The sequence below is a fragment of the Desulfoferrobacter suflitae genome, assembly GCF_022603395.1.
Lineage (GTDB): Bacteria > Desulfobacterota > Syntrophobacteria > Syntrophobacterales > Syntrophobacteraceae > Desulfoferrobacter > Desulfoferrobacter suflitae.
Genome location: NZ_JAIBKA010000005.1, coordinates 48264 through 69508, shown reverse-complemented (window position 1 = coordinate 69508; position 21245 = coordinate 48264). Strand labels below are relative to the sequence as shown.

21 protein-coding genes and 1 pseudogene are annotated in these 21245 nt (G+C 54.9%); 18 read left to right on the top strand and 4 right to left on the bottom strand.

The genetic code is table 11. The annotated features are described in order from the left end of the window. Positions 1–8 precede the first annotated feature (8 nt). A pseudogene (msrB, locus tag K1V27_RS10075) lies at positions 9–434 on the top strand (peptide-methionine (R)-S-oxide reductase MsrB); the annotation flags it as partial. A gap of 75 nt (positions 435–509) precedes the next feature. On the opposite strand, the gene K1V27_RS10070 reads toward msrB, so the two are convergent. Both K1V27_RS10070 and K1V27_RS10065 read right to left on the bottom strand, forming a co-directional pair. Then, complete coding sequence (locus K1V27_RS10070) at positions 510–827, bottom strand: DUF4389 domain-containing protein (RefSeq protein ID WP_258929866.1); 318 nt, start codon at positions 825–827, stop codon at positions 510–512. Between the two features lie 89 nt (positions 828–916). After that, positions 917–2470, bottom strand: coding sequence for a B12-binding domain-containing radical SAM protein (locus K1V27_RS10065; protein WP_258929865.1), 1554 nt, complete (start codon positions 2468–2470; stop codon positions 917–919). Between the two features lie 517 nt (positions 2471–2987). Here K1V27_RS10065 and K1V27_RS10060 point away from each other — a divergent pair. From K1V27_RS10060 to K1V27_RS10025, 8 genes are all read left to right on the top strand, one after another. Next, complete coding sequence (locus tag K1V27_RS10060; RefSeq protein ID WP_258929864.1) at positions 2988–4244, top strand: aspartate kinase; 1257 nt, start codon at positions 2988–2990, stop codon at positions 4242–4244. Between the two features lie 60 nt (positions 4245–4304). After that, positions 4305–5891, top strand: a complete 1587-nt coding sequence (gene cimA, locus K1V27_RS10055; protein WP_258929863.1) for a citramalate synthase — start codon at positions 4305–4307, stop codon at positions 5889–5891. After that, positions 5866–6483, top strand: a complete 618-nt coding sequence (locus K1V27_RS10050) for a ComEA family DNA-binding protein (protein WP_258929862.1) — start codon at positions 5866–5868, stop codon at positions 6481–6483. The genes cimA and K1V27_RS10050 overlap by 26 nt, the downstream gene beginning before the upstream one ends. Positions 6484–6577: 94 nt before the next feature. Next, positions 6578–7165 (top strand): VOC family protein, encoded by a 588-nt coding sequence (locus K1V27_RS10045; RefSeq protein WP_258929861.1) that lies wholly within the window; start codon positions 6578–6580, stop codon positions 7163–7165. Positions 7166–7180: 15 nt separating this feature from the next. Next, a complete protein-coding gene (locus tag K1V27_RS10040) occupies positions 7181–8794 on the top strand; it encodes an MFS transporter (protein WP_258929860.1) in 1614 nt (537 codons plus the stop codon). A gap of 346 nt (positions 8795–9140) precedes the next feature. Further along, positions 9141–9848 carry an AzlC family ABC transporter permease gene (locus tag K1V27_RS10035; RefSeq protein ID WP_258929859.1) on the top strand — a complete coding sequence of 236 codons (708 nt, stop codon included), beginning with the start codon at positions 9141–9143 and terminating at the stop codon, positions 9846–9848. Then, positions 9841–10167 (top strand): AzlD domain-containing protein, encoded by a 327-nt coding sequence (locus K1V27_RS10030; protein WP_258929858.1) that lies wholly within the window; start codon positions 9841–9843, stop codon positions 10165–10167. Before K1V27_RS10035 ends, K1V27_RS10030 begins: the two co-directional genes overlap by 8 nt. Positions 10168–10282: 115 nt before the next feature. After that, the gene (locus tag K1V27_RS10025) at positions 10283–10999 is read left to right on the top strand and encodes a translation initiation factor IF-2 (protein ID WP_258929857.1); all 717 of its coding nucleotides are present in this window, start codon (positions 10283–10285) and stop codon (positions 10997–10999) included. A 184-nt stretch (positions 11000–11183) separates the two neighbouring features. On the opposite strand, the gene proC is transcribed toward K1V27_RS10025, so the two are convergent. Further along, complete coding sequence (proC, locus tag K1V27_RS10020; protein WP_258929856.1) at positions 11184–12002, bottom strand: pyrroline-5-carboxylate reductase; 819 nt, start codon at positions 12000–12002, stop codon at positions 11184–11186. Between the two features lie 277 nt (positions 12003–12279). On the opposite strand from proC, the gene K1V27_RS10015 reads away from it, so the two are divergent. Further along, a complete protein-coding gene (locus K1V27_RS10015) occupies positions 12280–12876 on the top strand; it encodes a GNAT family N-acetyltransferase (protein WP_258929855.1) in 597 nt (198 codons plus the stop codon). Here the strand turns inward: K1V27_RS10015 and K1V27_RS10010 are convergent. After that, positions 12873–14492 carry a sensor histidine kinase gene (locus K1V27_RS10010; protein ID WP_258929854.1) on the bottom strand — a complete coding sequence of 540 codons (1620 nt, stop codon included), beginning with the start codon at positions 14490–14492 and terminating at the stop codon, positions 12873–12875. The two genes, K1V27_RS10015 and K1V27_RS10010, sit on opposite strands and share 4 nt — an antisense overlap. A gap of 177 nt (positions 14493–14669) precedes the next feature. On the opposite strand from K1V27_RS10010, the gene K1V27_RS10005 reads away from it, so the two are divergent. The 8 genes from K1V27_RS10005 (at position 14670) to K1V27_RS09970 (ending at position 21208) form a co-directional block, all read left to right on the top strand. Continuing rightward, entirely contained in the window at positions 14670–15092 is a 423-nt protein-coding gene (locus K1V27_RS10005) for a response regulator (protein WP_258929853.1), read from the top strand. Positions 15093–15159: 67 nt separating this feature from the next. Beyond that, a complete protein-coding gene (locus K1V27_RS10000) occupies positions 15160–16269 on the top strand; it encodes an ATP-binding response regulator (protein ID WP_258929852.1) in 1110 nt (369 codons plus the stop codon). 121 nt (positions 16270–16390) lie between these two features. After that, on the top strand, positions 16391–16870 hold the full coding sequence (locus K1V27_RS09995; protein WP_258929851.1) for an NADH-quinone oxidoreductase subunit NuoE family protein: 480 nt from the start codon (positions 16391–16393) through the stop codon (positions 16868–16870). Position 16871: 1 nt separating this feature from the next. Continuing rightward, positions 16872–18725, top strand: coding sequence for an NADH-quinone oxidoreductase subunit NuoF (locus K1V27_RS09990; protein WP_258929850.1), 1854 nt, complete (start codon positions 16872–16874; stop codon positions 18723–18725). 15 nt (positions 18726–18740) lie between these two features. Then, positions 18741–19121: an NADH-quinone oxidoreductase subunit A gene (locus K1V27_RS09985; protein ID WP_258929849.1), complete on the top strand. Its 381-nt coding sequence runs from the start codon at positions 18741–18743 to the stop codon at positions 19119–19121. Then, positions 19103–19618 (top strand): NADH-quinone oxidoreductase subunit B, encoded by a 516-nt coding sequence (locus tag K1V27_RS09980; RefSeq protein ID WP_309574007.1) that lies wholly within the window; start codon positions 19103–19105, stop codon positions 19616–19618. Before K1V27_RS09985 ends, K1V27_RS09980 begins: the two co-directional genes overlap by 19 nt. Positions 19619–19620: 2 nt before the next feature. Further along, on the top strand, positions 19621–20094 hold the full coding sequence (locus K1V27_RS09975; protein WP_258929848.1) for an NADH-quinone oxidoreductase subunit C: 474 nt from the start codon (positions 19621–19623) through the stop codon (positions 20092–20094). Beyond that, a complete protein-coding gene (locus K1V27_RS09970) occupies positions 20087–21208 on the top strand; it encodes an NADH-quinone oxidoreductase subunit D (RefSeq protein WP_258929847.1) in 1122 nt (373 codons plus the stop codon). Before K1V27_RS09975 ends, K1V27_RS09970 begins: the two co-directional genes overlap by 8 nt. The last annotated feature ends 37 nt before the right edge of the window (positions 21209–21245 follow it).

Below are 21245 nucleotides of genomic sequence, written 5' to 3'. Positions count from 1 at the left end.
AGCCAAGCGATGAAGAATTGAGAAAAACTCTGACGCCAATGCAGTATAAAGTCACCCGGAAAGAAGGGACTGAGCCGCCGTTCAACAATGAGTACTGGAACAACAAAAGGGAAGGCATTTACGTTGACATCGTCTCCGGGGAACCCCTCTTCAGTTCGAGGGACAAGTATGAATCCGGTACAGGCTGGCCGAGCTTCACGAAACCGCTGGAGCCCGGCAATATCGTGGAAAAAAAGGACCGCAGTTTTTTTATGGTGCGCACCGAGGTCAGGAGCAAGCACGGCGATTCCCATCTCGGTCACGTCTTTCCGGACGGTCCGGCGCCGACCGGTTTGCGTTACTGCATCAACTCCGCGGCCCTCAGGTTCATACCCACAGAAGATCTGGAGAAAGAGGGCTATGGAGACTACCTGGGGTTCTTTCAGGACAAGTGATCACACCTGAGCGGGGGTGCCGGCTTGATCGGGGCGTCGGGGAAACCCGTCGCCCCGGTTCTACAACAGTTTGGATCACTCGAAGGTGACATGATCCGCCGGTTTTTCCATCTCTTCCGGAAATTCATGAAATGGAAAGGGGCGATGATTGTCGTTGAGTGTGACGTAGCGAATGGTTTGGTATGCGTAGGTAGCGACTTTATTGGAAAAATTTCTGAGGGGCGAGCTGTATTTCTGGGTGATCAGAAGATAAATAAACTGAAACACGGCGGTGATCTGGATGACGGTTTTTAGTATCTCGAAGATAATGAGATACATGATGGTGTAGAGGAGGCGAATCCCCACTTTTTTGCGTGACAGCTTGCTTTCGACAACTTCCCTGGTGCTCTCCATGGCAACTCCTTCACTCTGTTAGTTGAATCCAGCGTCAGAACTATAATCGTTCGAGCAACCCGCGATACAAAAGGGGAATCTACCCTGTGTCATTTTGGGCAGGCTCCCGATCGGCCCACAACGTTTGCGTCCTCACTCCACCAGTCGGACCATTTGAACGAGACGTGGGGCGTCCAGAACATTTTGCGAAAATGGTACCCGTAGATCGCCATGGTCATCGCGTCCGCGAAGGACCGACGATATCTGGCAATACCTTCCTTGAGCAGCTTCCAGTAATATCCCCTCGATTTTGGCTCGCGTAGTCCCAGAAACCAGATGGATCGAAAAAAGGCATAGAGGTCTTCTCCACTGAGACTGGTCGTCGCCATGGGTCTGTACTGGCGCAAAAATGCGAGAGTCCGATTATAATACATCTCCGGAGAATAAATGGTGTTCATTACCCATCGATATCCGTCAATGATTTTTCGCCGCTCCATTTTCGGAATAAAATTCAAACTCCCGCTAACATCCGTGTTATCACCCGAAGGTCGAAAAAGCAAACGCCCCTCTCGCTCCAAGCGATGGTACAACCTTGTGCCGGGGATGGCCGTGAGCAAACCGATCATTGCGGTAACTATGCCGTTTTTCTGGATGAACTGGACCTGTCGTTGAAAAATGTCCGGCGGATCGCTGTCAAAACCGATGATGAATCCACCCATCACCGCCAGCCCATTGTTCTGAATAATCGTTACGGAATCCGACAGACTGCGCCGCAGATTCTGGGCCTTGCCGCACTCTTTCAGTCCCTCCTCGGACGGTGTCTCCAGCCCGAGAAAAACCTTGTTGAATCCGGCCGCCACCATCAGACGCATGAGCTCTTCATCTTCCGCCAGGTCGACGGAGGCTTCGGTAAAAAAGGTAAACCGTCGTCTTCTCCTGCCCTGCCATCGGATGATCTCGCGCAGCAGCCCCTTGACCCGCTTTCTGTGGCCGATAAAGTTATCGTCCACAATGAAAACCGACCCGCGCCAGCCAAGTTCATACAAGGCGTCGAGTTCGGCCAGCATCTGTTCATTGGTCTTGGTGCGGGGCACCCGCCCGTTCATAATAATGACGTCGCAAAATTCGCAGTTGAATGGACAGCCTCGGGAATACTGGACACTCATGGTAACATAATCGCTGAAGTTGATCAGGCTCCACAGCGGGATGGGAGTGTTCTCCAAAGGGGGATGCTCACCTGATCGATAGCGCGCCCTGGGAGTCCCACTTTGCAGATCTCTCACGAATTGGGATAGAACCGCTTCCGCTTCACCCAGGATCACGTGATCCACTTCATGAAAGTCATCTTGATAGGAATGAAAAAGGGGGCCTCCCCCAACGATTTTAATGCCCAACCGGCGGCATCGTTCGATAACGATCCGGGCAGACCGTTCCTGCGCAATCATGGCGCTGACGAACACATAATCGGCCCAGCGCAGATCTGCGTCTTGCAAGTCCCGCACGTTCATATCCACCAGACGCTTGTTCCAGGATGCCGGCAGCATCGCGGCAACCGTCAAAGCTCCGAGGGGGGGAAAGGCCGATTTGCGGTCCACAACGCGCAGGGCGTGTTTAAAACTCCAAAACGTTTCGGAAACCTTGGGATAAATCAATAGAATTTTCATCTGACTTCCTCTCTCACTTCCAGACCCTGATCCAAGAAAGAGGCACCAACGAATGAATCAACTTCGTAAACTCTATAATCAGTGGAGGTTGAAAGCAAGAAAATCTGCAGGGGAGGGGATCATTTTTTCACCAGCGGCAGTCTGCCATCATCCCCCGAATGGTATAAAATTCCAGCGAAAACCTGCTCGTCTCCAGTAGTGTTGCAAGTCTTGACAGTGCTCGGCCGGACAAAACCGGTACCCAGATTTGCAATCCGCATGTCGAGGGTGCTCATTTATTGGGACAGCCTCCATGGGGTGAGATGAGAGCGGTTTAGCCGATGCTCAAAAATAGTGTACATTTCATTTCAGGATTGTGTTATAGAGTTCGTTTACGTTTTTCTGCAAGGCAAATGAAAACCGGAGATGCTCTTGGCCGCACCAGACGGGCAGGGCTTCCGCCCTGAGGAATGCCGGCAGGTAGGGCGCCAGGGGGGATAGCAGGACCAGTAGATCAAACCGGGGAGAGGCTAAATCTATGGCACTCGTTGTTCAAAAATACGGGGGCACGTCCGTTGCTGACACCGAAAGAATTCGCAATGTCGCCCGCAGAGTCGTGGAGCGCACCCGATCGGGAGACCAGGTTGTCGTTGTTTTGTCTGCGCGGGCCGGTGATACGGACCGACTTCTGCAGCTGGCCAATGAGATGAGTCCTGATCCGGATCCGCGCGAAACCGATGTTCTGCTCGCTACGGGTGAACAAATCACCATTGCGCTTTTCAGCATGGCCGTCAAGGACATGGGTTCTCAGGCCGTCTCCATGACCGGCTATCAGGCGGGAATCATTACCGACGGCCGTTATGGACAGGCGCGCATCAGCTGGATTGAAACACTGCCCATCATGGAAAAGCTGCACGAGAGTAAAATTGTGGTTGTGGCCGGTTTCCAGGGCTATGATGATGCCGGCAATATCACTACGCTGGGGCGGGGTGGTTCCGACACCACTGCGGTGGCTCTGGCGGCGGCGCTGGGAGCTGACGTTTGCGAAATCTATACCGATGTCGAGGGAGTATTCACCACAGACCCCAATATCTACTCGAAAGCGCGCAAGCTCACACGCATCAGCTACGAGGAAATGCTGGAAATGGCGAGCATGGGAGCCAAAGTGCTGCATATCCGCTCGGTCGAATTCGGCATGAAATACAATGTACCGCTGCTGGTATTGTCTTCGTTTACCGACGCCCCCGGCACCCTGGTCACCAAGGAGGACGATGAGATGGAAAAAGTGGTGGTTTCCGCAATCACCTACAGCAAAAAAGAAGCCCGCATCACAGTCACCAATGTGCCCGACACTCCAGGTATGGCGGCCAGATTGTTTTCTCCCATTTCCCAGGCCGGCATCAATGTGGACATGATCATTCAGGGAAGCGGGTCCATACCGGGAAGGGCGAATATCTCCTTCACTGTTCCCCGTCTTGATTACGAAAAGACGGTCAAACTGGCGGAAAAAGTCGCCGGTGAAATCGGTGCCGGGGCAGTGCACAGCAACCCCCACATTGCCAAAGTCTCGGTGATCGGCCTCGGCATGAAGAGCCACAGCGGAGTGGCCAGCAAAATGTTCGAGACATTGGCACGAGAGAACATCAACATCAAGATGATCAGCACCTCGGAAATAAAAATTTCTGTTGTGGTGGACGAGAAATACACCGAATTGGCGGTAAGAGTATTGCACGATGCGTTTGAGCTGGATAAGGAATACCACGGCCGTTTGGAGATCAAAGAAGAGGTTCGCTAGAGCGCTGGAGAGCCGAAAAGAGCAGCAGACGCCGGACCGGAGGCGTATTCAGAGGTGAGCATGCAAGAAGTAAAGGTTTACGACACGACGTTGAGAGACGGTACCCAGGCTGAAGACTTCAGCTTGTCCATGGAAGACAAGATCCGCATCGCATTGAAGCTCGATGATCTCGGCATCCACTACATTGAAGGGGGCTGGCCCGGTTCGAACCCCAAGGATGTGGGATTCTTTGATGAAATACTCAACTACCATCTTAAGAATGCTCGAATTGCCGCCTTCGGGTCGACTCATCACCATGCCCGAACCGCCGCCACCGATGCCAATCTCAACGCTCTCATAGCGGCCAAAACTCCGGTGATCACCATCTTTGGTAAAAGCTGGGGCGTGCATGTTCGGGACGCACTGCATACCACTCTGGAGCGCAATCTTGAACTGATTTGCGACAGTCTGCAATATCTGCGGCCTCACGCACAGACTCTCTTCTACGATGCCGAGCACTTTTTCGACGGCTTCAGGGACGATCGTGAATATGCGCTGGCTACCCTGGGAAAAGCCATCGATGGTGGGGCGGAATGCCTGATTCTGTGCGACACCAACGGCGGCAACCTGCCCGCCACCATCGCCGAGGTCTTTCAAGTGGTCAAAGAACGTTATCCCGGCATGCCCCTGGGCATTCACGCGCACAATGACACCGACCTGGCAGTGGCCAACAGCTTGGCCGCCGTGCAGATGGGGGCGGTACAAGTGCAGGGAACGATCAACGGTGTGGGGGAACGGTGCGGCAACGCCAACCTGTGCTCCATTATCCCCAACCTGTGCATAAAAATGGGCGTGCCGGTTCTCTCGGAGGAAAATCTGCGCAAGCTTCGCCCTATCAGTCGCTATGTGCTGGAGTTGGCCAATGTGCCTCCATTCCGCTATCAACCCTACGTCGGCAGAAGCGCTTTTGCCCACAAGGGAGGCGTGCATGTGAGCGCCGTCGAAAAGAATCCTCTCACCTATGAACACATTGACCCTGAACTGGTCGGCAACCGCAGGCGCTTCCTGGTGTCCGATCTTTCCGGGAGGGCAACCATCAAACGCAAGGCGGAAGATTTCGGGCTTGAACTGTCCAAATCCGATCCGGTCGCGATGCAGGTTTTGGAGGAGCTCAAGGAACTGGAAAACCAGGGCTTTCAGTTCGAGGCGGCGGAAGCCAGCTTCGAGCTGCTCATCAATAAAGCCATGGGCCGATCCAAGCGCTATTTTGAACTGGTGGGGTTCCGTGTGATCGACCAAAAGCTGAGCGAGACCAAGGAGCCCGTCTCCGAGGCCACCATCATGGTCAAAGTCGGGGGCAACGTGGAACATACCGCAGCGCTCGGCACAGGCCCGGTGAATGCGCTCGACAATGCGCTGCGCAAAGCATTGGAAAAGTTTTACCCGGTGCTCAAGGAGATGGAACTGAGCGATTACAAAGTCCGTGTGCTGCCGGGACGGGACGGCACTGCCTCCAAAGTGCGGGTGCTGATTGAATCGCAGGACGGGGTCGATAACTGGGGGACCGTTGGCGTTTCTCACGACATCCTGGAGGCCAGCTGGCAGGCGCTGGTGGACAGTATCAATTATAAAATGTACAAGTATGAAAAAAAGAACGGAATATGCTGATAAGAAGCTGAAGAACGATTCCTTGTCAGGTCAATGGGCGGCCGTATCCCTGCTGGCCGCCCTCATCTTTTGCCTCCTCCTTGGCCGTTACTACCGGAAACTGCATTTTTCCCCAGAACCCTCTTCTGCTCCCGTCATCTGCACCGTTCAGGGTGCTGTCAAGCGTCCCGGTGTCTATGTGCTGGCAGACAATGCAGCCACCCTTTTTCATGCAGTGGAAGCGGCAGGAGGCCTGCGCGGCGGGAAACCAACCGAGATGGGGGCAGCTCTGTTGCGCCGGCGGCTGATCACGGGCAGCCTCGTGCAGATCCGACGCAATGCTCAGGGTGAATTTGACGCGCGGGTGGAGCCGGGAAGCGGCAGACTGCGATTCCTCATCGGGCAAAAAATTGATCCCAACCGGGCTGCCAAGGATGAATTGATGCTCATCCCGTTGATGCAACCGGAATTTGCCGATGCCATCATAGCACGCCGGGCTTCGCGGCCATGGCAGAGGCTGAGTGAGTTGCGGGAAATACCGGGCATTGGACCAAAAACCGTGGAGAAATGGAGAAAATATCTTGAAGTTGAGGCTGGCTCATCAGGTCGCTGATATTCCTGTGTCTCTGCGTGCTCCGAGATCTCTGCGGAGAACGATTACATTGTGACAGGGTCACCAACAAACCACCGGAAAGGAGAGAGTGGCAATGATTAAATTTAATGGTATCAATCACCTGGCCATGGCGACGGGGGACATGGATAAGACCATTCGCTTCTGGAGGGACTTGCTGGGCATGAGACTGGTTGCCGGGTTGGGCAAGCCGGGATACCGGCATTATTTTTTTGAAATTTCACCACATGATTTGATTGCCTTCTTTGAATGGCCGGGCGTGCAGCCGGTTCCGGACAAGGACCATGGCAGGCCGGTTGAGGGTCCTTTCATTTTTGATCATGTCTCCTTCGGCGTGGAAACGGAAGAGGACCTGTGGGAAATCAAGGACAAGCTGACGGCGGCGGAATTCTGGGTGTCGGAAGTCATCGATCATGGTTTCATTCACTCCATTTACGCCTTTGATCCCAACGGTATTCCCATCGAGTTCAGCTGCCATGTCGAAGGGCGGGATATCCGCAAGAACCCTGTGATGAAAGATGCTTCTCCCTCGACCGTGACCAAGGAAGGGCCGCAGCCGCAGATGCAGAAGTGGCCGCAAGTGGGCCGACCCACACCCGTGCAGGAGCGTAAAATATATCCGGGGGCCGGCAGCGAGCTGTTTCATGGAAAAGAACAATCCTGACGACCGGGAACGCCAATGCAAACTAATGGCGCCGGCGATTCCGTCCCGCTGAAAAGACCGACATCCTGGAGTCCTCTGCGGCGCCCGGTGTATCGAGCCCTGTGGATAGCCACGCTGGTATCCCACATCGGCACATGGATGCAAAACACCGCCTCCGCCTGGTTGATGACTTCTCTTGCGCCTTCGCCTCTGATGGTTTCGCTGGTCCAGACGGCGACCACCTTGCCGTTATTTGTCCTGGCTCTGCCGGCGGGGGCGTTGGCCGATGTTCTGGACCGGCGGCGCCTGCTGCTGCTGACCCAGTCCTGGATGATCTTAGCGGCGGCCGCTCTCGGCTGGTTGACCGTGGCAGATGCCATCACTCCCTGGCTGTTACTCTCTTTTACCCTCATGCTGGGAATCGGTGCAGCCATGAACGCACCCGCATGGCAGGCCATTGTTCCCGAACTGGTGGAGATGCGGGAAATTCCCGCTGCAGTGGCTTTGAACAGTGCGGGATTCAATGTTGCCCGGTCGGTCGGACCCGCGCTTGGAGGGCTGGTATTGGGACTCTTCGGCGCAGGTGTGGCATTTTTCATCAACGCCTTCTCTTTTCTGGGAGTTTTGACCGTTTTGTTTCTCTGGCGACAAAAGCCCCGGGAAAGCGCGCTGCCTGCCGAGAGGGTCATCAGCGCCGCGCGCACCGGGCTGCGCTATGTTCGCCATGCACCGGCGTTGCAGGCAGTTCTAATTCGGACCGCAGCGTTTATCGTTTCAGCCAGTGCCGCCATGGCGCTTCTCCCCCTGGTGGCCAAAGACATTCTGGCACTTGACTCGACCGGCTACGGTTTGCTGCTTGGTTTCTTCGGGCTGGGGGCGGTAGTTGGAGCAGTTCTTCTGCAGCCGATCCGCCGCAGGATATCCGTTGATTTGCTGGTAATGGTGGGCACCATAGGCTTCGCCGGGACTTTGACCACATTGGCTCTGGTGCGAAATTGCCCCGCCGTCTGTGTCGCTCTGGCAGTGGGCGGGGCCGCCTGGCTGGCGCTCATTTCGAGTTTCAACAGTGGCGTCCAGGCGGTCGTTCCCTCCTGGGTGCGCGGCAGGGCGCTCTCGGTCTATATGCTGGTCATTTTCGGAGGCATGGCTGGTGGGGCCACTCTGTGGGGGGCTGTCGCGGTGCTCCTTGGCCTCCCCCGGACGTTGCTCACCGCGGCGGGCAGTCTCGTGCTCGCCTGGGCTCTGAGCGCTGCTTACAGCCTTGCCGGAGACAGCCCGGATCTCAGCCCATCGATGCACTGGCCGAGCCCGTCGCTTGCCGTCGAGCCGCGTCCTGAGGAAGGTCCGGTGGTGATCATGGTGGAATATCTCATCGATACGGGAAAATCGGAACAATTTGTGTCCCTCATGCGCGCAAGGCGAAATGCTCGCATGAGAGATGGGGCCCTTAGCTGGGGTTTATATGTTGACGCTTCCAGACCGGAGCGTTACGTGGAATCTTTTACCGTGTCATCCTGGCTGGAGCATCTGCGCCAGCACCAACGAGTCACGGTGGCCGACCGCGAGCTGGAAAAAAAACTGTACAGCTTTCATACGGGCACAGAAGCTCCAATAGTCACCCATTTCTTGTCCAAGGCGCTCCCCAAATAGAATACCGATTTAATCGGCCTGCCCCATCCCACAAAGTTCAAGTTGGGCTGCATAATCAACAAACTGGCCGCAGGTTTCTGGTTATCAACTGCCGAAAACCCTAAGTTCCGAGCTCCATGCCCTCTGCCCCATAAGCTCCTCCGAAAAACAGGCACTTGTGACTATTGACCTGGTGGTTCATTGCAGTAAAGTGCATGTGTACGACGGGTGGTGCGAAACGGCTTCGAGGGAAGGGGATCACTCTCCGAAAAATCGCTCGGAAGGCTTGTTGCACAGCGGGGATCGCTGCCTCGCTGTCGTAACAGGGTCGAAATGTGAGTTCTTGGGTTTAATGGAGTGTGTCAGGGTGAACACGCGAATCAGGTTTATTCTCCTGGAGGGGTTGAGAACTTCCTGGCCCATCTGCATGGGCTATTTCCCCATCGGTCTGGCGTTTGGGGTGCTGGGGCAGAAAGCGGGATTGAACCCGTTTCAAATCGGCATGATGTCGCTCCTTGTATTTGCCGGCAGTTCGCAGTTTATCGCGGTTTCCATGCTGAGCTCCGGTGCCGAGGTCATGTCCATCGCCATGACGACCTTTGTCATCAACCTGCGGCACTTTCTCATGAGCTCCTCGCTGGTGGTGTATCTGCAGCAGGCCGGTTGGAAATTCTTGTCGGCATTTGCCTACGGCATTACCGATGAGAGTTTTGCGGTGAACATGACTCGCTTCAGAGCCAACGAGTGGGGTAAGTATCGCGCTCTGGCCGTAAACCAGTGGGCCAATGCTGCATGGGTGGCAAGCACTGTGATCGGCGGGATGGGCGGAGAATTCATCCCTGCCGGGAGCTTCGGGATTGACTACGCCCTGAGCGCCATGTTCATCGCCCTGCTGGTGTTTCAACTGCGCGGGCGCATTTACGTGATGACCGCGCTGCTGGCAGGAGTCCTGGCGGTTGCCCTGGCTCTTTTGATTCCCGGAAACTCGTATGTGGTCCTGGCATCGCTGCTTGCGGCAACGGCAGGTTTTGCACTGAAAAAATATGCTCAGAAGAAAAAGGGCATCCATGTCTGAAACGAGTTACTTACTGGTCGTCCTCAGCATGGGAGTTGTGACTTATGTCCCGCGCTGGTTTCCTTTGTTTTTTCTCGCGCAGCGGCGCCTGCCCATGTGGTTGATCGAATGGCTGGATTTGATTCCGGCGGCCATCCTCAGCGCACTCATTTTCCCGGATTTGTTCACCGCAAATGATCCACGTCAACTGGAGCTTTTTCAGATCAAGAGCCTGGTTGCCGTACCCACGCTCTTGTTCTCTTTGAAGACGAAGTCTCTGGGCGGCACCGTGGTGGTGGGCATGTCACTTTACTGGGTTGCCGGGAAACTGATGGGCTGAGCAACTTCCCAAGATCGAAATGATGTGCTCGAATGCCTGGTATACGAAGCTTTCCTGCTTATTATAGTAGATAAATGGGCTATGGGACCAACGCCGTCAAGGCGCAGGAGGCGAAATGCACGCTAAGAAACACGCGAAGGATTCTATCCCGCAGGCCGCACGAGCATCCGGTGATGATCGCAGAAGGCTGGAGTTGGTGGTCAAGTGTGATGCGGCAGGAGTGATCGATGCTGTGATTGCCGCCATCGATGCCGTCAAGGTGGACGGTGTCCGGCTCCAGGTGATCCACAGCGCAGTGGGGCCCATCTCCAAATCGGATCTTCTCATGGCCATGACCGGCAGCAGACTGGTGGTGGGCTTCGAAGTCGATTTGATGCCGAAGCTCGAGCTGTTTATCAAGGAAAACGGTCTGGAGGTCCGTCTTTACAAGGTCATATACCACCTGGTGGAGGACTTGAAAAGCATCGCCCGCAGCTTGCTCCCGGTTGTGCCCAGAGAGGAGATCCTCGGCACGGCCAAAGTGATCGCTTTATTCAAGAGCAGCCCCAAGGACAGTATCCTCGGCTGCGAGATCCTGGAAGGGACGCTCGAGGTAGGCAGGACCTTTCGGGTCATTTCCGCCATGGGTCCCATTTACACGGGGAAAATTGAATCGCTGCAGATTGAAAGAAAATCCGTCACCAGGGCAAAAGCGGGTCAGCAGGTGGGAATAAAGATCCGCGGCTTCAACCGGGCGGCTGTGGGAGACGTTGTGGAATCCTTCAAGGTCTATTCGCCCGGGGATTCGATGACCTGGGCACCCAAAGGCGACGTGATCCGCGTTGACCGGTGAAACTCCTGTGCAAGGCTCGCCTGGTCAAGGCAATCTACACAGGCGAGCATTACCCGGCGTGAACGATTCCAATGGATCGGCTTCCCTCTCTCCTTGAGGGCCGAGGTGAGGCGGAAGCCGTCAAGTGCTCGCCGCAATCTCCGGCGTGCGCAAACACCGCCGCAGCCATGTTATGGGGAGCGGCTCAACTGTCTTTGCCCAGCTCTCCGGAGCGCTCCGATGCCGCCTTAACCGCCCCGATGAGAGCGCCCCGAACGGCTTCCTGTTCCATGACCTGCAGCCCATGAATTGTGGTGCCGCCCGGTGAAGTGATCATATCTTTCAGCTCAGCCGGATGCTTTCCGGTTTCCTGGACCATCTTTGCAGTTCCCAAAACCGTTTGCACCGCCAACTCCCTGGATATTTGCCGCGGCAGTCCCATAAGGACGCCGCCGTCGATCAGAGCTTCCAGCACCAGCAAGACATAGGCGGGTCCGCTGCCGCTCAAACCGGTGACAGTGTCCATCCATTTTTCTTCTACCTCGATGGCCCTGCCAACCGCTTGAAAGAGCGAGACGGCCAAGTGCATCTGTGTGTCGGTCACATGACTGCCGCGTGCCAGAGCCGAGGCTCCTTCCATCACCAGAGCCGGCGTGTTGGGCATGACTCGAATGAGGGGCAGTTCCTCGGGCAATCGTTTGGAAAGAGAGGCTAGAGTGACGCCGGCGGCAATGGAAATCACCAGCGGCATGTGAGCAAGCTCCGCACTGAGCTCATCGAGAACTTCGCTCATGTTTTGCGGCTTCACCGCAAGCACAAGCACCTGACTCATTTCAGCCAGGCGGGCGAGTGACCTGTGCACATTGATCTGATAGTTTTCCTTTAAATATCCCGTTCGGCTGCTGCTGATATCGTAAACATGAAGCCGATCCCTGGCGACCAGTGAGGCGGATATGATCCCCTTGATCAATGCCTCTCCCATATTTCCGCCACCCACAAAACCGATTCGAAGCCGTTCGAACATGCCCACTCCTCCCCAAAGGGTTGTTGCGATTCCAATGGATTCTGTTAAGTAAATAGCTTGTTTTTAGCTCAAGTTCTCAGTAGAATGCAATCCACAGTCCGGGGCGGTTGCTTAACTTATTGTATTCGATAAACAATCAGATCAGTTCATGGGACAAAGCGGATTCCTTTTCTCCGGCGAGCTGCAAAAGGACGATGAGGAGGGCATTGCAGATCGAGGTGGAAATTTGCAGCAGCGCCTCTAATGTAAACTGCGAAGCGGAATTGGTGTGTTTTATATGAAAAACAGTCTTCAAGAGCTGGACTTTCCCCCCAAACGATCAGTCCTGATCAATGGCGATATGGTCGTCTTCAAGCTGCTTCAGAAGTCCGACGGGGAGGCTCTCAAAGCTTTCTTTTCGCAGGTTCCGGACAGTGAGGTGGAAACCCTGCGCGATGATGTCAAACACCCCGATACGGTGGCGCGCTGGGTTGCAAATCTGGATTACCGCCGAGTTATGCCGCTGGTGAGTTGGGATGAGTCGCAGGAGTCCGTCGTCGGGGTATCGAGCCTGCATCTCATGCAGGGGGTCTATCGGCACATCGCCGACGTGCGCATATTTGTGGGCAAGGGATATCGGCGATTGGGACTGGGCTCCGCGATGATCAAGGAACTGATCGAAATCGGCAATAAGCTGGGGCTCTATTTTCTGCGAGCCGAAATACTGACGGAAAACCAGCTTGCGGTGAAAGCGTTTCGGCAGCTGGGATTTGAAGCCAAATGCAATCTCGAAGATGGTTTTATGTCCCTCAACAGCAGCAGAACACGTGACGTCATGCTTATGATGAAACGATTGCAGGTGAATCTGGAGGAAGATTTTTTCTACGTCTTTTAGGGCGCTCCGAATCGCGCTCCGGCGTTGCGGTTTTCTGCCTGCACAGGCGCTTCGGCGGGCAGGGTGACAATGACATGAGTCCCCTGGCCAAGCGTGCTTTCTATCTCAATATTCCCCCGATGCGCCTTGATGATCCCGTAAGAAATGGCGAGTCCCAAACCGGTTCCCATCTCCTTGGTGGTGAAAAATGGGTCAAAGAGCTTGTTCAGATGCTCCGGGTCAATGCCTGGCCCGCTATCGCGGAAGTGCAGGACCACCTGGGATCGGTCCGGCCGCCATTCCGCGCTGATCTGCAGGGTGCCCGCCCCTGACATGGCTTCGGAAGCATTCATCAGGATATTGAAAAGGACCTGTTTGAGTTGATCTTTGTCTGCCATCAGCTGGGGAATGTTGGCATCGATGTCCTGTTCGAGCTTGATGTTCTGAAAGGATTCCTGATTTTCAACCATGTAAAGGACTTCATCCAGCAGTTCCTCGATGTTGACCGTCCGTTTTTCCGGCGCGCTCTGGCGAGCAAACTCCAATAAACCGCGGACGATGCCGCGGCACCTGATGGTCTCCTGGACGATCACCTTGAGGTCCTGGTGTTCCTGGCTTTCGGGGGGGAACTGGTCCATGAGGAGCTGGCTGAAGGTCAGAATTCCGGTGAGCGGATTGTTGATCTCGTGGGCCACCCCGGCCGAAAGCTTGCCGAGGGAAGCGAGTTTTTCACTCCTTATCAACTGCTGCTGAGCATTCTCGAGGTCGCGCGTTCTTTCGGCGACCATCTGTTCGAGTCGATTGCCCCATTCCGTGAGTGAAATCTTGGCGCGCTTCAGGTCCTGTGTCATCTGGTTAAAGGAGGCGGCAAAAATCCCGATTTCATCCTTCGAGCGAATGGGAATCTGGAAATCCAGGTCCCCTTGGGCCACCCGATGTGTACCGGTTATGATTTTACGCAGGGGCTGGTGGAGGAAGTGGTTCATGAGGATCTTGATCAGAATGGCCAAAGCGATCACACTGCTGATTCCGGTGGCCAGCAGTTTCGCTTCCGCCGAGCGAATCTGTTCGTCCATGGGTTTCAGCGAGACGTCGATGTCGAGCACACCCAGCACCTTCTGATCCGGGGGATGAACGTGACAACTGGCATTGTAGCAATCCGGCTCATTGTAGACAGGGTTGATCATGCCCAGAACACGATAGCTGCCGGAATTGAAGATGCGTGTGCGCTCCGGTGTGCCAAGCTTTTCGAGAGGCTTTTCGGCGGAGTGGCAGGCATAGCATTGTTCGGCTCGTTTATCCACCAGCATTCCCATTTCGGACTTGTCGGAAGAGTAGATGATTTCACCCACGTAATTGAATATACGTACTTTTTCCAGAGCCGGCTGAGTGCCGAAGGTATCCACCAACTGGTGCAAGCGGCTCGGCGAATAGAGCAGCATATCCTTGCGAGCGCTCAACTTGATGGTATCACTCAGCAGGTTGACGCTGCGGATGACTTCTTCCGTGAGGTATTCGCGCTGGCTCTTGATGGAAAAGTAGGTGTAGGCGCTGATAAAGATAATGACCAGCAGGCTGGTCAACACGCTCATTTTGGTGCCGATGCGTTTGTACCAGGTGAGCTCTTTGAACCACATGGGCTTCCTCGCCAGAAAATTGTTAAGCATCTTCAAAATGTTAACGGCACTTTGTGAACTATGGTACTAGATTTCGTGTTGACAGGCAAGCGCGATTCCGCTACTTTCCACCATGTTTTGGGGGAACCGCTATAGGTTTGTGAACTTTTTCTCCTCATATGCCCGGGAGGTGTGTGCATGGCGACCAAGGGAAAGATCCTTATTGTAGACGATGATCCGGATTTCGTGAAGACCACTAAAATGATCCTGTTGGCTGATGGCTATGAGGTGCAGGTGGCGAGCGACGGAAAAATGGGCCTGGAAAAGATCCGGGAGGTGAAACCCGACCTCATCCTGCTCGATATCATGATGGAATCCATTTTTGAAGGCTTCAGCCTCATGGGGACTCTCAGGACCTCACCCGAATACGAGGACTACCAGGGGATTCCCGTCCTGATGGTTTCCAGTGTGCGGGCGGACACGGGTTCGCGCTTTTCCTTCAGTGACGAGGAGGATATGGGGGACATTCCGCAACCGGACGAGTACATGGACAAACCTCTCAAGCCCAAAGAGCTCCTCGAAAAGGTGGGCAATCTGATTCAACGGTTCTCAAAAGCGTAAACCAGGTCGTGGTTTTCTTTCAAAGGCCGCCGCAAAGCCAAACAGATGTTGTTGTTAGAGGGTAGATGTGGATGCACCCAGGGTCCTCGTGATTGATGATGAAGAAATTGCGCGAATTTCCTGTCAGAGAGTGTTGAAGAGGGAGGGCATTCAAGTCACTTTGGCCTCGAGTGGCCGCGCGGGACTGGAAACCTTGATGCGCGAGCCTCACGACCTGGTGCTGGTGGATCTCAAGATGCCGGAAATGGATGGTGTCGAGGTCGCCCGCAGGATTCAGCATTTCGATCCCAACATCGTCGTCATCATCATCACCGGGTACGCCACTATCGAGAGCGCGGTGGCGGTCATGAAGGAGGGGGCATACGATTACCTGCCCAAGCCGTTCACGCCCGACGAGCTCTTGATTGTGGTGCGTCGCGGCCTGGAAAAAAAGCGACTGGACCAGGAGTCGCGGGCTTTGCGGGAAGAAAAGGAGGCCATGGAGCGGAATTTCGTCACCATGGTCACACACCAGTTGCGCTCTCCTCTGGCGGCAATTTTTCAGTACATCGAGGTGTTGTTGAGCAACATTGGAGGGGAGCTCAGCGAGGTGCAGCGGGAAATGCTCGAGCGGGCCCGGGAGCGGCTTGATGGCTTGCTGCAGCTGATCAACGACTGGCTGGACATGAGCCGCATCCAGGCAGGGGAAATCCTGCACCGGTTGAGGCCTGTCGAGTTATCGTCGTGTGTGGATGCGGCCATGGCCGGGGTGGAACTGGCCGCCCGGGAGAAGGGCGTACAAATTGTCACAAAATTGCCCCACGACCTGCCCCGCGTCAATGCCGATATCGATACCTTTCGCGAAGTTCTCAGCAACATCATCTCCAACGCCATTAAGTACAATCATCCCGGGGGATCTGTCACCATTACGGCGCGTGAGCAGCCGGAGTGGGTGGTGGTGGATGTGAGCGACACCGGCCCGGGTGTCGATGAAAAGGAAATCCCCTTTATCTTCGAGCAATTCTACCGAAGCAAAGCGAAAGACATCCGAAAAATGGAGGGGACCGGGCTGGGCCTGGCCATCGCCCAGCGAATCATGCGGGCGCATGGAGGCAAGATAGAGGTGCGCAGTCAATTGGGTCATGGATCGACTTTTTCCATTTTTCTCAATCGCGCTGTCGCGGAAACTACTTCGTGAGTATGAGCTATTTTTCACTTGACGAACAGATCACTTTGTGAGAACAATCACCGCCCAGTTAGGCCTGGATGATTGAATTCAGCTTCTGGTAGCGAGCGTGTCAGGTGGACGGAGGAACTAAATGGATTTCAACCTTCAAGACGTAGATGCAATCATTGATCAGTGGGGTCCCAAGCCGGCTTCTCTACTGCAGATCATGTTGGACATAAACCATCGTTACAACTATCTCCCCAAAGAGAGCATTGAAAGAGTAGCCGATCGATTGCGCATGCCGGTCAGCCAGGTCTTTGGCGTGGCCAACTTTTTCAAGGTGTTCAGTCTCACTCCGCGCGGTCGCGTCATCATGCATGTGTGCACGGGAACGGCCTGCCACGTCAAAGGCGGACCCAAAATCATCGAGCGTCTTGCACAGGAAGCCAATCTCAAGCCGGGTGAAACCACCGAGGATCTCTTCCTGACTCTGGAGACGGTCAACTGCGTCGGTGCTTGTGCTTCGGCTCCGGTGGTGGTGGTGGGGGACACGACCCACAGCGAAGTGACGGCCAATAAGATTTCAAAGTTGCTGAAGGAACTAAAAGAGCAAGAGGCTCAACGGAGTTAACATGAAGCGGCTCAATAGCATTGAAGATCTTGAGGTGCTGCGTCAGCAGATCCTGGAACAGAGAAAGTCCATTCGCAAGCGAGTCAGGATATGTGGTGGGCCCGGGTGTCATTCCGGCGGAGGGGAGCGCCTGATTGAAGCGTTTCAAAAGTTGCTGGATGAAAAGGGGGTGGGGCATGAGTACATGGTGACCCAGACCGGTTGCCACGGATTCTGCGCGCGCGGGCCCATCGTCGTAATAGAGCCGGCGAATATCTTCTATGAGCGGGTCAAGGTGGAGCGCGTGCCCGAAATCTTTGAGCGCTCGGTGCTGGGTGATGACCTGGTGGACGACCTGCTGTTTGTCAGTGAGGAGACCGGGGAAAAGATTGTACGGGAAAAGGATATCCCCTTCTATGCACATCAGGAAAGAATCATTTTCAATGATACCGGGCTCACCTGGTCGACGGAGATAGATGACTACATAGCGCGCGGCGGCTACTCGGCACTGGCCAAGGTGCTGTCGGGCATGAAGCCCGAAGAGGTCATCGAAGAAGTGAAGATTTCAGGTTTGAGGGGGCGCGGCGGCGGCGGCTTTCCCACAGGTGTCAAATGGGAGTCCTGCCGCAAGGCCCATGGCGAAATGAAATATGTCATCTGCAATGCCGATGAAGGCGATCCGGGAGCTTACATGGATCGTGCCTTGTTGGAAGGCACGCCGCATCAGGTCATCGAGGGTATGATCATCGGCGCCTATGCGATCGGCGCGCGCGAAGGATACCTCTACTGCCGCTATGAGTATCCTCTTGCGGTCAAGCACGCGAACCGGGCTTTGGATCAGGCGCGCGAATACGGCCTGCTGGGAGATAATATTCTGGGGACCGAGTTTTGCCTGGATATGTTTGTCAACCGGGGTGCCGGCGCGTTTATTTGCGGTGAATCCACAGCACTGATGGCATCCCTTGAAGGCAAACTGGGGGAGCCCCGCGGGAAGCACATCCATACGGTAGAGAAGGGATTGTGGAATCGGCCCAGCAATCTGAATAACGTCGAGAGCTGGGCGAGCGTTCCCCTGATTGTCAATCAAGGCGGCCAATGGTTCGCGTCCATAGGAACCGAGCGGAGCAAAGGAACCAAAATCTTTTCCGTGGTCGGCAAGATCAACAACACCGGGCTGGTGGAAGTGGCCATGGGGACGCCTCTGCGCAAGATTGTCTATGATATCGGCGGGGGCATACCGGGCGGCAAGCGCTTCAAAGCGGTGCAGACCGGTGGCCCTTCGGGCGGCTGTGTTCCCGAAGAGCTGATCGATCTTGCCGTTGACTTCGAGCAGTTGAAAAAAGCGGGCTCCATGATGGGGTCCGGGGGCATGATCGTCATGGATGAGGACACCTGCATGGTGGATGTCGCCCGCTACTTTCTCAATTTTCTGGTGCAGGAATCCTGTGGCAAGTGTGTTCCTTGCCGGGTGGGCGTGAAGCGAATGCACGAGATTGTCAGCAATATGTGCGAGGGCAAGGCCGAGCCCGGGGACATCGAGCACCTGGAAGAGCTGTGTGACACGATTCAGGAGGCCGCCTTGTGTGGGTTGGGCAAGAGTGCTCCCAACCCGGTTGCCAGCACGCTGCGCTACTTCCGCGATGAATACGACGCGCATGTGCTGGAAAAACGTTGCCCCGCCAAAGTGTGCAAGCCTCTGCTGACTTACGAAATCGATACGGAAAAATGCACCGGTTGCGGGCTGTGCCGGCTGCGCTGCCCGGAAGGGGCCATTATAGGAGCAAAGAAGGAATGCCACTGCATCGATGAAGAGTTGTGCGTGCGCTGCGGCATATGTATAGAGAATTGTAAGTTTGGCGCCATCTACATCGAATAACGAGCGGAGATTGGGATGCTGCCCAGAGAATTGATGACGGATTTTTTGGCGATTGCGCTCTACCTGCTGGTAGGAGTGATCTTTGCTGTGGTTCCTTTGATCATTTCCAGACTGATCGTTCGACGGAGCACTGGAGCACAGCGCGACGAAACTTATGAAAGCGGAATGCACACCATCGGCAGTGCCTGGATGCAGTTCACCGCCGCATACTACATCTATGCTTTGATATTTCTAGCTTTCGACGTGGATGTCCTCTACCTTTTCCCCGTGGCTTTGGCGTACGGCAAGTTTGCCGTCAGGGACTTTGTGGAAGTGGTGATTTTTGTGGGCATTTTGTCGCTGGCCATTGTGTACGCCTGGCGCAAAGGAGTGTTTGAGTGGAAAGTCAAAGAGTAGAACCGGTTATAAAATTTGCTCTCCTGGAAGACATCTTAAATCTGGCACGGGCCAATTCGCTCTGGCCAATGACTTTTGGTTTGGCGTGCTGTGCCATTGAGATGATGGCTGCGGGTGCCTCAAGATTTGATCTGGACAGGTTTGGAGCAGGTGTATTCAGGCCGTCGCCAAGGCAATCCGACGTGATGATTGTAGCCGGAACCATTTCCAAGAAGATGGCCCCCGCCATCCAGATGTTGTGGGAGCAAATGCCCAATCCCAAATGGTGCATCGCCATGGGAAACTGTGCCATATCCGGCGGACCCTTCGAATATGACGGACAGTATGCCATAGTGCCGGGTGCCCATTTGATCGTGCCGGTGGACATAACCGTTCCGGGCTGCCCGCCTCGGCCGGAAGGATTGATCCAGGGCATTTTGGCTCTGGAGGATAAGATCACCGGTGGAGAACACCGCAACTACCTGCGACGATTCCGACGTATGGGAGGAAGAGGCTGATCATGAGCAACAGGGAGACGATAACGCAAAAGCTGCAGGCGATGCTCCCGGCGGATGATGTCTGTAGAGACGAGTCCTGTCAGGCGGGGGTGCTGTTTTCTGCCCAGGTGCCGCTGGCCAAGCTGCGGGATGCGATGAAAGAGTGTGATACCGCGGGGTATTACCTGGAATCGATCACGGCCCTTGATTTCGAGGACACCTTCGAACTGGTCTATCATTTGAACTGCTATGAACCGCGAGCCCGGGTTGCCGTTCGCGTACTTTGCGGACACGATCAATCACCCGCTACCGTCAGCGACATTTTCCCTTCGGCGCTATGGCAGGAGAGAGAAGTGCACGACTTTTTCGGGATTGAGTTTGTCGGCAGTCCCGATATGCGGCCTTTGCTGATGCCCGAAGACGCTGACTGCTACCCGTTGAGAAAGACTTTTGGCAAGGTTTACGCATATCACAAACGGGATGAGATCTATGGCTGAGCAATTTCAAGAACCGGTTGTCGAACAGATTTATACCCTCAACCTTGGACCGCAACATCCTAGCACGCATGGTGTCCTCAGGGTTCTGTTGGATCTCGATGGCGAGTTCATCATAAAAGCGGATCCGGTCATCGGATATGGACACCGCGGCCACGAAAAAATGGCCGAGAACCGGACCTATAAGCAGTTCATGCCGAACAGCAGTCGCATGGATTACCTTTCGGGGCTTCTCTACAACCACGGATTTGTGCTGGCGGTGGAACGATTCGCCGGAGTGGAAGTCCCGGAGAGAGCCAAGTACATCCGGGTCATCTGCGCTGAACTGAACCGCATATCCAGCCACCTTTTGTGGTTCGGAACCTACATCATGGATCTGGGTGGGTTTACGCCCTTCCTGTATTGCTTTGATGATCGGGAAAACATCCTGGATATTCTGGACAGGGTTACCGGGTCTCGCCTTACCTATTCCTATTGCCGTTTCGGCGGTGTCAATCGTGACCTGGATGGGGAATTCATCAGCATGACCAGGGCATTCATCGAGCGATTGCGCAGCCGCTGGACGGACTATCATAATCTCGTTACCAAGAATGTCATTTTTATCCATCGTACCCGCGACGTTGGCGTGATCACGCCTGAGCTGGCGCGCCAATACGGAGTGGTCGGCCCCAACCTGCGAGCCTGCGGGATTCCCTTTGATGTGCGCAAGAGTGAGCCCTACGAAGTGTATGATCGGTTTGATTTTGTGATACCCACGGGTACCAAAGGGGACGCCCTCGATCGCTACAATGTCCGCCTGGAAGAGATGGAACAAAGCTGCCGCATCATCGAGCAGGCGCTTGATCAGCTTCCCGAAGGCCCCCACATCAATGAAGTGGCTCCTTTTAAAGTGAAGCCTCCCCGGGGTGAGATCTATTTTGCTTTCGAGAGCGCCCGCGGACTGACTGCGTATTACCTGGTGAGCGACGGCAGCCCGTATCCGTATCGATGTCACATCCGCGTGCCGAGTTTTGGAAATCTTCAAGTTTTGACCGAGGTGTTTCGCGGAACTCTGGTCGCCGATGCTATTTCCATCCTCGGAAGCATCGATGTGGTCATTCCGGAAATCGATCGCTAGTCTGTTCTGCAACCAGCTGGCCGTGTTTGTTGGGTGG